Raw genomic sequence first — 13,574 nt, 5'->3', positions numbered from 1 at the left:
AAGCCTTTTTATATTTTTTCTAATAGTTGCATAAATCCTTTCAAGTTACGTTTGATACAAGCAACATCTAAATAATAGATCCGCTCTTTGCCACGTTTTTCGACATACACAATCCCTGCTTGTAAAAGCAACTTTAAATGATGAGAAATAGCGGGGCGAGAAATAGACATTTCTTCTGTGATTTCTGTCACACTTAAACCACCTTTTTCTACTAGCAAACTAACGATTTCTTGACGATTTTCTTCTTGTAATGTCGTAAATAGAGGCGTGGAATCGCGTAATAACGCTAAAAATGTTTCTCGCATAGTGACCTCCTTCAATTTGTTAATGCAAGTATAAAACAATATGTTTGAACTCGTCAACTTGTTATGTAAAGTCATCATAAGCATGTTATTTTTCAGTTTATTCACTTATTTATTATTAGTATTTTCACATATTTTTTGATATACATGTTTACAATCTATTTTTTTTAAGAATAGATATAAAAAGCAAAAGAGGTGTGAAAAATGCGAGATTTACAGTTAAAATTTATTACAAATACGATTACAGAAAGGTGGATGCGGATTTTAAATGTGATCGAACAACAGAATATGTTTACGATTGTCGGATTGTCACAACAACTTGGTGTTTCTAAGCGTACGATACTAAAAGATGTCAGTGAACTGAAAAATTACTTTGAAGAGAGTGCGATTTTTGAGTCAAATACAACTGGCTATTTTTTTAAAGAAAAAAATCGACGACTGTACCATGAAGACAAAGAAGCATTGTTACAATCGGAGATTTGGTTTGAAATTATCAGTGACATTTTTTATGGAGAGCTAGTATCTGTCGGAGAATTAGCTGATCGCTATAATTATTCAGAAAGTACGATGCTACGATCAGTCGCTCAAATCAAAGAGGTTTTAAAAGAATATCAGCTTTCACTTAGCTTAAAACCAGTGGACCTTGTGGGAAAAGAAGGAAATATCCGCAAGTTTTTTTTTGATTTTTTTTATGAAGGAGAGCCAACACCGTATACGGTCTATCCCCCGGAAAGTATCCACCAAATGTTTTTGGATAAGTTAGGTGAGCGTCTTGGTAAGTATGAGATAGGTACAGGGATCATGGTCACAGGATTTTATTACTGTTTGTATATCACGATGATCAGAAACAAGAATGGGCATATCATCTCTTTACCTCGTAGGATAAAAGAGATCGATTTTAGCAATGAGACAGATTTTTTATTGATGTCCGAATTGATTCCACTGATCAAAAAAGAGTATGGTATTTCGATCCATCAAGATGAAATCATTTGGCTTTTTTTGATCATAATCAGCAAACGAACAATTGATCATATCGAGCAAGAGACTGTCTTTTTGGAGAAGTATAATCAGTGGCCTGAAATAGATCCAGTGATTGAATCTTACTTCCAATTATTCAACATCGACCGGAAGACTAATCCTATATTATCCACCTTTCTTTCTGCCTTTTTTCTGGGGAGGAAAATCAATAATGAAATGGCACCAATACTGAATAAATTATTAAGTGAAGAAATTATTATCATCAAAGATCTCTATGGTTTAGCCTATGAGAAAAATCGACAATTTATTCAAAAAAATCAACCATTTCTGTCTTTCTCAGAGAAATATTTAGAAGATATCATAGCAAGTTTAACGATGTATACAGAAATCTTGTTCTCTTATTATTCACGCAAGAAAACAGTGTTGTTTCTTTTGGAAGGTAATCATTTACTCGTTCAGTTGATCAAAGTCCAAGCCAATCAACTGTTATCGAAGCAGCATCATGTGCTGTTTGTTCCGTTACATGAATTGACAGAAGAACGTTTGAACGTTGAGCATGTTGATTTGATCGTAACGAATTATCATCCTTATTTATTGGATTACCAGTTGAACAAGGACTATTTGTTGATCAATCGAGTCCCTAATAGAAATGATTGGGTCAACATTTTTACTCAGTTGAATCCTTTACTCAATAGTATGCTGTAAGAAGCAAAAACGACATTAATCGATGAAGTAACTAAAGAGATTAACTGATCTCCGCGGTTCTTCATCGATTTTTTGTTGTGCAAATAAAAGAGCGAATCTATCAAAGTCACATAGTGAAAGTGGGAACAAGCCACTTCACTAGTTAGTGAAAAATATGAATTTCTTTTCTTTTTGCGCTACGTTAATCTTATTTATGCAGAAAGTAATGATAATTACTCTTATGTAAGAAAGGTTATAGGAGGAGGGAAATGAATCGTAAAAAAAAATACATACTAAGCCTGAGTATGTTACTTATTCAATGTTATACACCCTTGGTTGTATATGGGACAGAGGTTCGATCGGTTGAAACAGAGGGGACAGTCGGTTTTACAGGAGTGTATGAAATGCCTGGAGATCCAGTACCAGCTCCAGAAGGTGAAATCAAACCAGACTTCCCGAAAGAAATCGCTCAACAACCGTCAGAGGAGAGAGATGCCAGTCACAGAAGATTACCAAAAACGAATGCACAACAAATGAGTAGTTGGATAATTTTAGGGGTTTTTCTTGTGATAGTGACACTTAGTTTTTGGTTTTGGAAACACAAAAAGAAAAAACAATCATAGAAAGTAGGACGTGTATAAATGAAATTAGTTAGATTAGCAACAATTGCAGCCTTATCATCAACAGTGTTTGCCGGAGGTATGACTGTATTTGCAGAAGATGGTTCCACAGAAACATCAAAAGAAGTACGTAATGTAACAACTAATGGAACGATTGAATTTACACCAAATGAAGATGAAGAGCTAGTCGTTGTTCCGCCAGTAAAAGAACCAGATGTCGAGATTGAGCCAGAAGTACCGGGAACAACAGGACCTTTATCGATCATGAAAGCTGTCACCATGGATTTCGGTTCACAAGTCATTTCAAATCAAGATCGAACATACAATATGGTTGCAGAAAAACAACAAAAAAAGGGGACAACTGGTGAAGAAAACAAAGTTCCGTATGTCAGTTTTGCGCAAGTACAAGATGTCCGTGGAACGAATGCTGGTTGGAATCTGCAAGTACGCATGACCGACTTTAAAGCAACGAATACAACAAATGATACATTGCTCGGTGCAGAAATTTCATTGTTGGATCCAAGAATCCAGTATGAAGGAAGTACGCCTGAGAATGCCCCAGCGGCTCATGCGAGCGAATTGAAATTGTTGCCAAATGCTTCTGCTGTGTCAGTGATGAAAGCAGAAAAAGATAAAGGTGCAGGTGTATCTTCAGTCGTTTGGGGAAATCAAGCAGACTTGGATGCACAAGAGGCGAACGATGAGGTTGATGTGGTAACCAACAATGCGATCCAATTATTTGTTCCGGGTTCTACAGCAAAAGATGCGACTCAATACAAATCAACACTAACTTGGGAATTATCCAATACACCTGATGTTAGTGGTGTAAATTAACAAGATAAAAAATATGAGTAACATAACGAATCATAATCATTAAGAAGCAACCGATTTTAGTTTATAGAAGTGAATGTGGTAGCGTTACAATTTTGTAGCGCTACCTCCTTTAAAGAAAGGGGTAAGTTTATGAAAAAGACAAGTACATATCGAAAAAATAAAATCCAACAAGTGGGGATCGTATTACTCGTCATGATTGTCAGCCTGATGGCTCCCATGTTGGTTGGAGCGGAAGAAGGAACGTTGAATTTTTATGTAACGCCTGAGTTCTCAGAAAATCAAAAATCAGGAAATGATCGTTATTTTCAATTAAATCTTGCACCAGACACGACAGAAAAGCTAACGTTGAAACTACAAAACGCAAACGCAGAAGCCAAAAAAATCAAAATCACGCCACATACTGCTTATACCAACGTGATGGGGGTCGTGGAATACGGACAAGATGCGGAAGAAGAAGATCCAACGCTCAAACATTCGCTGGCTGAGTTGATTGAACAACCAGAAATTATTGAGCTTGCTGGAAATGAAACAAAGACCGTTACGCTTGACTTGAACATGCCTACAGAAGAATTTGAAGGATTATTAGCGGGTGGATTACGGGTGTCAGAAGTCAAAGAAGAAGGAACAGAAGAAACGAGTAATGAAGAAGGTGTCGCCATCCAAAATGATTTTGCGTATATCATCGGTGTGGTTGTGAGCAACAAACAAGATGCTGTACAACCGGATTTAGAGTTGTTAGATGTTTTTGCTGACCAACTCAACTATCGCAATGTGATCAGTGCGAATCTACAAAACTTCACCCCGACCTTCGTGAATCGCTTAGAAGTCGAAGCTACGGTTCAAAAAGTGGGCGAAGAAGAGATTCTATACCAAGCCAGTCAAGAACAGATGCAAATGGCACCAAATTCCAATTTTAATTTCCCGATTTCTTTGGAAGGTGATCGTTTTCGCAGTGGTGACTACGTATTGAAAATGACGGCACGTTCTGGGGAAGATGAATGGCAATGGGAAAGAACCTTTGCGATCGAAGCGGATGAAGCACGAGCATTGAATCGAGCAGATGTTATGATCGATACGAGTATTAATTGGTGGATGATTGGTTCAATCATGTTACTTGTTTTATTGCTTGGAATAATTCTTTACCTAATCCATAAAAGAAAAAAAGAGCAACCGAATAAGAGTAATGAGAAGGAGTGAATACAATGCCCTCAAGATTAAGAAGAACGATGCTTTTTTTAGGGACGACAATTTTAGTGATACAAACAGTAACTATACCGATAGGCATGGTCTACGCAGAAACCATGATAGACAGCGTGGAACATGAGCAAGTGGAACTCCCTGCTATCCAAAACTCCTTAAAAGAACTATCCAGTAATCCTAACTTTTTCTTTTCTCAATCTCAATTGCAAGGAACGATAAAAGTTCCGCTACAAGTGACGTTCTTTTCTGATCAAGAAGTGTCAGAGGCACGAGTGGTCTTACCGGAAGAAGCAACGCTCATCCAAGATCAATCGTCAGCAGGGATTTCAATCGAACAAGGAGAGCAGCCTCATGAATGGATCGTTCAGTCAAAACGTGCGCGAAATACATTTGTTCTTCCTTTAGTATTTGAAAAAGCGGGAAACTATGAACTGTCGGTGGAAGAAACGACGACTCAGCTAAAAATCAGTGAGCCAGAAGCGATCAGTGATGAACTTCCAGCTGAAGAAAGTGACTCCCCTGATGAGGAGCTAGGCGGACAAAAGGAATCAAAAGAGGGAGAACATATAATAGAAGAAAATCAAGAGGATGATCAGAAATCCGAAGAAGTAGATGAGCCTAAGGAAGAAGCTCCGCAGGATCAACAAACAAAGGAGAAAGAGCCTTTCGTAAGTGTTTCAACATGGGAAGAATTTCAAAAAGCCATAAGTAACGATGATGTACAAAAAATTATTTTGGAAAACGACATAGTCAGAAACGCTGGAGCGGCAGGTACGATCAACAGAAATATAGAAATTGACGGACAAGGATGGTCGATAAATTTTGCCAATAATACTGCTGGATTCACACTTGGAGCAGTGAGCGTAGAGACGACAATTACTTTAAAAAATATAACAATAACAAAACCGGGAACTACAGCAATTTTTACAGGTACAGCAGCCAACAGTCAAAGATGGACATTAAATTTTGAAAATGTTCATACAGGAAGTGGGAATGTATCTGGTTTAGTTAATGCACCGAATGCAAAGGCAGGATATATAGGTGGCGAAAATACTTATAGGTCGACTATGAATGCGCGTGATGATGCTGTCTTCCGAGTCAATAATTTTTTTGCTCGAAATGGAAGTAAAGTAAGAATGGACCTGCAAGCAAAGTTAGCACAAATTTCAGGCGTATTACCGGTAGTTCAAATTACGGATGAAGACACTACAGTTTCTATTAATACAACTTCAACAAGCTCTGGTAGATACGGAGGGGTTATCAGACTAGATTCAAATGAATCGCTTATTGAGGTTAACAATGGAGCATCTTTGAAAATAGAAGCCCCTCAAACTAGTGCGCTTCTTTATGATACTGCTACGAATTCAAGAATTTTGGTAGACAATGGCTCTAAAATGGAACTTTACTCTTCTCTTCTTAATGGAAATGATGCAACAGTTAGATTTTATGGGGCTGCAAGCCGAGGTTCTCGATTTGATATAGATAATAATAGTACTGTTATTATTGAGGCTGAAGAAGGAGCTGCTCCGGCAGTAAGATTTCGTGCGGATGGTCAATTCTTTGTAAAAGGAAATAGTAAATTACAAATGTACAATGGTGGAAACGGATCACCTAATAATTCGGCGAATCAAGGTATAGAATTTGCTAATGATGGTGGAGTTTTTGATTTGAGTGGCGTGGGAACAGAAGTAAATATTGTCTCTGATTTTGGACCTGCTATTGGTGGAAACAGTTCGATGGAAATCAATGTTAGGGAAGGAACTAGTTTTACAGCAATTGGAAGATCGAGCACTGCATCAGGTGCAATATTTAATGGTTCAATTAGTAATATAACTATTGATAATCCACTTTTTTTTGATTTTAAAAATACACGTCCAAACGGAGGCAATATATACAGTGTATCGGCATCCTCTATATTTGATTTGAAAAATTCTAATTTTGCAGCATGGGCTAATGGTTCTAATTTTGATCTTGAAGCAGAAAAGTATTGGAATATGATTGATTTTGAATTAACGGGAAGTAATTTTAATACTATTAGAAAAACTAGCGATCCGGAATCATTTAATACAAGTACTTTTGGACCGGCTGGAATGACTGCATATAGTAGAATTAGTGCAAATAACGCACGTGCTGTTGTAGATGAATTAAGAGTTCCTACCAATGCAGATAAGTCTATTTTTGGTCATGTAAGTATTCCGGAAGGGAGTGACTATAGATCAGCGTTTGAAGGCGAGGTAGAACTAGAGATAGAAATTGAACGACTTACTGGAGAAAAAGAAACACATAGAGCAGTTACTAAAGTAGATAGTATCTATGGTGAAGCAGATAGAGAGGGGATATTTGAAGTAAAATTACCGGATCTTTTAAATGAGGGAGATCGGATTAGCGTTCTATCTGCTTTTCGCGGTGTTGGTGAAGTTGGAGTTCCAAGTTTACCGGACGATATCAAAATAGATAGTGTTGACGTCTTTCCAATTATCCCACCAAAACCAGTGGAGTTTCCCTTGAATACCATCGGAAAAACAGCAACACATGTTCAGGGGTATGTTGAAAACAAAGAGGTTGAAATAACCGCAACTCATAATGGACAAATCTTTGACACTTCTGATGTAACGGTAGACGACGAGGGTAACTTTATCCTGAATTTATCTGACTTAACTTTAAAAGAAGACGATGAGATTCAGGTCTTTCTAAGAGATGCGGAAGGTTCGGCAGAAGCCGCAGGTGTGATCAATCCGCCAGAAACCAATAACGCACGTGGAAACATCAACCCAGCCGCTGACTTAACATTTCACGATGTAACTTTTGAACCGGCTACGACATTAATCGTTGAGGATGTAGGACCTTTCTCACCGGTAGATCCTTTGGATCCAGAATTAGAAGTGGAACCTGAAAATAAACCAGAATTGCCAGAAGATCAAGGGCAACTAAGTATTGACTTTATTTCGTCCTTCAATTTTAGCTCACAAGCTATTTCTGTTCATGAACAAACCTATTATGCCCAACCTCAACGATTGTTGAATGAAGATGGGACAGTGAAAGAGAACGAAGAACGACCAAATTATGTTCAAATCAGTGATCGTCGACCGGACAATGAGCGAAGTGGTTGGCAATTATCGGTTACCCAGAATGGACAATTCAGTAATCAAAATGGACATGAATTGATTGGTTCTGAGATTCAGTTGTTCAATCAGGAGCTAGTGACGGCTCAAGGCGGAACGGCGCCTACGCTACAAGAAGAAACTATACAAAGAATCATACCAAATACCAAAAAAATCTTATTGCAAGCAGATTGCGCATCAGGAACTGGAACATGGATCTATCGTTTTGGAGATGCAGAGACAGCAGATAAGAGTGTTGGTCTCTATGTACCGAAAGGAGCGAATCCAGAAGCTGAGAAATATACAACGTCGTTAACATGGGAATTAAGTAGTGTTCCAGAAAATCAATAAAGAAAAAGAGTTGTGACAGCCATATATTGTTCCGAAAAAAAGCCAGAAAACCCCAAGATTTTTGGGGTTTCTGGCTTATTTTTGCTAACATTCTTTTTTTAATATATTTACTCAGTTTTAGAGAGTGTGAGAGGACGAATATTATCTCACTTCTTTCATCTCCTTAAAACTGAGGGGGAAAAGCACTATTATATAGTAGAAAACTTTCTGTAAAAAGTGCGAAGAAAACGAGAGATTCCTTTACACTAGAGTAACTATAACGTATATAATCTATATAAGGTGTGCTGTCACCATGAACGTTGATCGGCACAGAAAAAGAAGCAACAAAAAAACGAAGCGAGCGAATATGGAGATAAATATGATAAAGAATAAATTGCAACAATACAAAATATTATTGATATTATTGATTCTTGTAGCTGTTTCGCTGATTATTTTTTTGAATCAAATCATTTATGCGTGGTTGATCGTGGAAATTTTTGCCTTTCTTCTTTGTGGCTATTTAGTGATTTTTGATCAAAGAGAAGCAACCTCTAAAATCGCTTGGATCTTAGCGTTATTATTTTTACCGATCGTTGGAATCATGCTGTACTATCTGATTGGTCGCGAGCCACGATTACGTAAGTTGCCGAAACAGCAACTAGTTAACGAGAAAACTGTACAACAAACTGTATCAAAAATCCTTCAGGAACATTCAGAAATCATCCATGCCAAGCACGATCTTTCCAATGAGATTTTCCATCTTTCCGCAAAGTATCCCACAAAAGACAATCAATTAACATTGTTAAAAGAAGGAACGGATGCTTTTGCTTCATTGTTGCAAGATATCAAACAGGCAACACATCATGTCCATGTTTTCTTCTATATTATAAAAGGAGATGAAACTGGCGAAGAACTAGTTGCTGCTTTGATCGAAAAAGCACGACAGGGAATCAAAGTACGTTTTATGTATGACAGTGTCGGATCGATCGCTTTCCCGAATCGGTTATTAGATGCGATGCGAGAAAATGGTGTAGAGGTAAGAACCTATGATCTATTGAATTCACCATGGCTGAGTAACAAAGCCAATTGGCGCAATCATCGGAAAATCGTTGTGATCGATGGGAAAATTGCACATACTGGTGGTATGAATATTGGGAATGAGTATAGTGGACGCGGGAAAAAGTTTTCTTATTGGCGGGATACGAATGTTCGAATCGAAGGGGCTTCTGTACTCGAGTTGCAGGAATGTTTCGTTTATGATTGGTTATTTCTCGATGAAGGAACGGAAACGATCACTTATTTCATCAACCAGCAAGAGCTGTATTTTCCCTTACAAACGGAACAACCAAAAGGTTCGGAAATCGTACAGGTCGTTTACGGAGGGCCGTATGATCAGGAGAGAATCATCAAAGACTCTTTCAATGACTTGATTGGTAAAGCAGTTGATTCGATCAAGATTGCTATGCCTTACTTTATTCCAGATGAAGAAACACTTGGGGCGCTTAGACGAGCAGCTCGGTGTGGGATCAAAGTGCAATTGATCATACCAGGAAAAGGCGATCGCGGGATTTCATTTCATGGGACGAACTCGTTTATTGATGATTTGTTATCGGCAGGAGTTGAAGTGTCGATCTACGATACGACTGCATTTATCCATTGTAAATATATGATCGTTGATGATGTGGTCGCAACGATTGGATCAACTAATTTTGATATTCGCAGTTTTTATCTCAATCATGAACTGTCAATGTTCATTTATGGTCCATCAAAAACGATCGATGAATTGAACGTCCATTTTACAGAAGATTTAGCCCGCGCTGAAAAGGTCAAAAAAGACGAATGGCAACGGCGAAGTGCATGGACGAAAATCAAAGAGAAAATCAGTGGCTTGTTTGTGCCGATACTTTGATAGAAGCAACGGAATCAGCGTATAAGAACGAGCCATTAGTTTAAGACAGAATAGACAAAGCGTTTCTTACGTGTTTGTCTCTTCTGTTTTTTCTTTTATCCTTTCTTATTGTTTTATAACAATACAATGCGCAATAAAATAAGTTTTTTTAGAGATATGCTACTATAGAGATAGATATAAAGTGTTTTTTAACAGTTGGATCATACGGATTTTCATCTGTGAAAATGTGCTTTAAGACTTAGAAAGTAAGAGGTGATTTTGTGAAAAATAAACAGAAATCAGTCATTGTTCTGGGAGGTGGACTTGGTGGTTTGTCTGCAGCAGTTTCCTTAGCCCAAGAAGGATTCGATGTATCATTATATGAGAAGAACGATCATCTAGGGGGGAAATTGAACCGTTTAGAAGCAAATGGGTTTGGTTTTGATCTAGGTCCGTCGATTTTGACGATGCCTCAAATTTTTGAAAAACTGTTTCTCACGAGTGGCAAACAGATGGCAGATTACATTCCGATCGAACGGTTAGATTTGCAGTGGCGTTCGTTTTTCCCTGATCACACAACGATTGATCTATACAGCGATTTAACGAAAATGACGCAAGAAAATCCGGTGTTGACTGAAAAAGACATGGCGGAGTATCAAGATTTTTTAGACTATGCGAAGGAAATCTATGCGGCCACGGAAGTCGGTTATTTTGACAAAGGGCTTGATTCGACAATGGAGATTTTAAAAGAACATGGTGTGATCAAAGCGTTGAAAGGATTTGATTATTTTTCTTCGATGCATGATGGGATCGCTAAACGAGTGAGTCATCCAAAAATGCAAGATATCTTAGGGTATTTCAGCAAATATGTCGGTTCCTCTCCTTATGATGCGCCAGCGGTTTTAAATATGATGAGTTATATGCAGCATGCGCAAGGAATCTGGTATGTGCCAGGTGGGATGCATAAAATTACTGAAGGAATCGTCAACCTTGGGAAAGAGCTCGGCGTAGCGTTCCATACCGGCGTTCATGTTGAAAAATTAAATGTAGAGAATGATCAGATCCGTTCTGCGCGATTAGCGGATGGCACGGTGATCGAAGCAGATTATTTTGTTTCGAATATGGAAGTGATCCCAGCTTATGAACAATTATTAGATGAAAAACCAGCGTTTACAGAGAAATTAGAAAAGACATTTGAACCAGCAAGTTCAGGTTTTGTCTTGCATCTAGGTGTTAATAAAGAATACCCACAATTAGCCCATCATAATTTTTTCTTTTCAAATGCTTCTAAAGAAAACTTTGATCAAAACTTCCATCAGCATCAGTTGCCAGACGACCCAACGATCTATCTTGTGAATGTCAATAAGACTGATCCTTCTCAAACCATCGAAGGACATGAGAATATCAAGATTTTACCGCACATCCCTTATTTACAAGATCAACCATTTACAGAGGCAGAATACGATGCCTTTCGGGAGCGTATCTTGATCAAATTAGAAACGATGGGATTAACGGACTTGAGACAACATATTGTTTACGAAAATCGTTGGACACCCGAGGATATCCAAAAAAATTATTTGTCACATCGTGGAGCAATCTATGGAACTGTCTCTGATCGCAAGAAAAACCATGGCTTTAAGCATGCCAAACATAGTGAACGTTATGATAACTTATACTTTGTTGGAGGTACGGTCAATCCTGGAGCAGGTATGCCAATGGTCACTTTGAGTGGGCAACAAGTGAGTGATAAGATTGCCCGAAGAGAAGCGGATGTATAGGAAGGAAGGCTTATTTTGTTACTAATAATACTCGTCCTTTTCATCGCTTGGCTTTCAGGTTGGTGTATCTTTTATCGGCTACCATTCATCGGAAAAGTAACATCTGCAAAACGTTTTGACACAAATGTTTCAATCATTATTCCTGTACGTAACGAAGCAAATACGCTTCCTAAATTGCTACAATCGATCCAAAGGCAAACGATCCAACCACGAGAGATCATCGTCGTGGATGATGCTTCCACTGACGGTACAGCAGAAATCGCCAAGAACTTAGAGGCAATAGTTTACTCAAATGATCGTGAACACCACGGGAAGGCGGCTGCCTGTTGGTTAGGTGCAACAAAGGCCCAAAGTGAGCACTTCTTATTTTTAGATGCAGATACATTTTTTCAGACAGACAATAGTTTGGAAAGACTATTGCAGGAATACGAAAAAAGAGGGGATAGTGGACTACTGTCACTACAACCTTTTCATCAGACCATTCGTTTTTATGAACAGTTTTCTTTTATTTTCAATGTGATCATTTTAGTAGGCTTGAATACTTTTTCTGTGTTTGGGGAAAAATTAAAAGCAGCGGGGGCGTTCGGGCCGTGTATCTTATGCTCGAAAACCGATTATTTCCAAGTCGCTGGGCATAAAGATATGCCCAGTGGAATCTTAGATGACATGGCTTTAGCCAAACGCTTCCAAAAAGCAGGTCTCTCTATCCATTTATATGGCGGAAAAGAGTTGATCGCTTTTCGTATGTATCCTGAAGGTTTCAAGCAACTAGTCCAAGGCTGGACAAAGGATTTTGCCACAGCTTCAAGAGCAACCAATCCTTTTATTTTGTTAGGGACTATTCTATGGATAAGTGGCGGAGTTGGTTCGGTGTTGGCTTTGGGTACGGAGCAATGGCAGCTCGCACTGGTCATCTATTGCCTGTATGTGCTCCAATGTATTGTATTTGCCAAACGTGTAGGAAATTTCAAGCCGATTTTCTTGTTCGTTTTTCCGTTCTTTTTTATCTTCTTTCTTTTCTTGTTTTTGTGGTCGTTGATCCAAACGTATCTTTTGAAATCAGTGACTTGGAAAGGGAGAAAAATCAAACTTTAGGAGGTTTTTATGCCACTGATCCATTTGACCACTGGAGTATTAGTGATGCTTGACGTTCTTGCCTGGTTTATTTTCCACTTGGGTATATCCTTTGGTGTACGTCAAATCGCTGACACTTTTTTTGAAAGAAATCGTCGTTGGTTTCGTTCCTTTCCTTTTGAAAAGCAAGGAGTTATTTGGGAGAAAAAATTTCGGATAAAAAAATGGAAAGATAAGCTGCCAGATGGTACTGTGATTGCTAAGCGAGGATTCGATAAATCTAGGCTTGGTAAGACTGATTCCGCCGCACTGAAGAAATTCATCATCGAAACACAAAGAGCAGAGCTGACGCATTGGCTATTGATCGCGCCAGCGTTCCTTTTCTTTTTGTGGAATCCAAAATGGGCGGGGTGGGTCATGGTTTTTTATGCGCTTCTTGTCAATGTTCCATTTATTATGATCCAACGCTATAATCGGCCACGATTGGAACGAGCGTTAATTAGAAAAATGAGGAATAATTAGGTTATTAAAACAGATTTATGTTGTTTTATGTTGCTTAGTATGTTGCTTTTATATTGTTTATACGTTGTCTTTGTGTTTTTTTTAAAAGTTAAAAAACAGCAGAGGTGATGACATGGAAACGACAAAAAAGAAACCAATCCATATTTCAATTGATGAGGATTTGAAAAAGGATGCTAAAGATGGCAATATTCATGGTGGATTCAGCTCTGTTGATGAGTTGCTGGAGGACTTAGGAACATCCGGAAAATAAGCGAGAAAATCCA

11 protein-coding genes are annotated in these 13,574 nt (G+C 38.3%); 10 read left to right on the top strand and 1 reads right to left on the bottom strand.

Going from position 1 to position 13,574, the window contains the following annotated elements; genetic code table 11:
- Positions 1-8: 8 nt before the first annotated feature.
- Positions 9-305, bottom strand: coding sequence for an ArsR/SmtB family transcription factor (locus CUS89_RS04055; RefSeq protein ID WP_010736298.1), 297 nt, complete (start codon positions 303-305; stop codon positions 9-11).
- Positions 306-506: 201 nt separating this feature from the next.
- On the opposite strand from CUS89_RS04055, the gene CUS89_RS04050 reads away from it, so the two are divergent.
- From CUS89_RS04050 to CUS89_RS16045, 10 genes are all read left to right on the top strand, one after another.
- Positions 507-1,985, top strand: a complete 1,479-nt coding sequence (locus tag CUS89_RS04050; RefSeq protein WP_104871125.1) for a helix-turn-helix domain-containing protein — start codon at positions 507-509, stop codon at positions 1,983-1,985.
- 248 nt (positions 1,986-2,233) lie between these two features.
- Positions 2,234-2,587 (top strand): LPXTG cell wall anchor domain-containing protein, encoded by a 354-nt coding sequence (locus CUS89_RS04045; protein ID WP_104871124.1) that lies wholly within the window; start codon positions 2,234-2,236, stop codon positions 2,585-2,587.
- 18 nt (positions 2,588-2,605) lie between these two features.
- Complete coding sequence (locus CUS89_RS04040; RefSeq protein WP_104871123.1) at positions 2,606-3,418, top strand: WxL domain-containing protein; 813 nt, start codon at positions 2,606-2,608, stop codon at positions 3,416-3,418.
- Positions 3,419-3,547: 129 nt separating this feature from the next.
- The gene (locus CUS89_RS04035; protein WP_104871122.1) at positions 3,548-4,615 is read left to right on the top strand and encodes a DUF916 and DUF3324 domain-containing protein; all 1,068 of its coding nucleotides are present in this window, start codon (positions 3,548-3,550) and stop codon (positions 4,613-4,615) included.
- Positions 4,616-4,620: 5 nt separating this feature from the next.
- Entirely contained in the window at positions 4,621-8,070 is a 3,450-nt protein-coding gene (locus CUS89_RS04030) for a WxL domain-containing protein (protein WP_258082379.1), read from the top strand.
- A 358-nt stretch (positions 8,071-8,428) separates the two neighbouring features.
- Positions 8,429-9,958, top strand: coding sequence for a cardiolipin synthase (cls, locus tag CUS89_RS04025; RefSeq protein ID WP_104871121.1), 1,530 nt, complete (start codon positions 8,429-8,431; stop codon positions 9,956-9,958).
- A 260-nt stretch (positions 9,959-10,218) separates the two neighbouring features.
- Positions 10,219-11,715 (top strand): phytoene desaturase family protein, encoded by a 1,497-nt coding sequence (locus CUS89_RS04020; protein WP_104871120.1) that lies wholly within the window; start codon positions 10,219-10,221, stop codon positions 11,713-11,715.
- Between the two features lie 15 nt (positions 11,716-11,730).
- A complete protein-coding gene (locus tag CUS89_RS04015) occupies positions 11,731-12,810 on the top strand; it encodes a glycosyltransferase (protein ID WP_104871119.1) in 1,080 nt (359 codons plus the stop codon).
- 9 nt (positions 12,811-12,819) lie between these two features.
- Entirely contained in the window at positions 12,820-13,311 is a 492-nt protein-coding gene (locus CUS89_RS04010) for a glycosyl-4,4'-diaponeurosporenoate acyltransferase CrtO family protein (protein WP_104871118.1), read from the top strand.
- Positions 13,312-13,423: 112 nt separating this feature from the next.
- Complete coding sequence (locus CUS89_RS16045) at positions 13,424-13,561, top strand: hypothetical protein (protein ID WP_181055302.1); 138 nt, start codon at positions 13,424-13,426, stop codon at positions 13,559-13,561.
- Positions 13,562-13,574: the final 13 nt, after the last annotated feature.

Origin of the sequence: Enterococcus mundtii (assembly GCF_002947535.1) — a bacterium.
GTDB lineage: Bacteria > Bacillota > Bacilli > Lactobacillales > Enterococcaceae > Enterococcus_B > Enterococcus_B mundtii_B.
The sequence above is the reverse complement of the archived record's forward strand: the minus strand, read 5'-3'. Positions and strand labels throughout refer to the sequence as shown.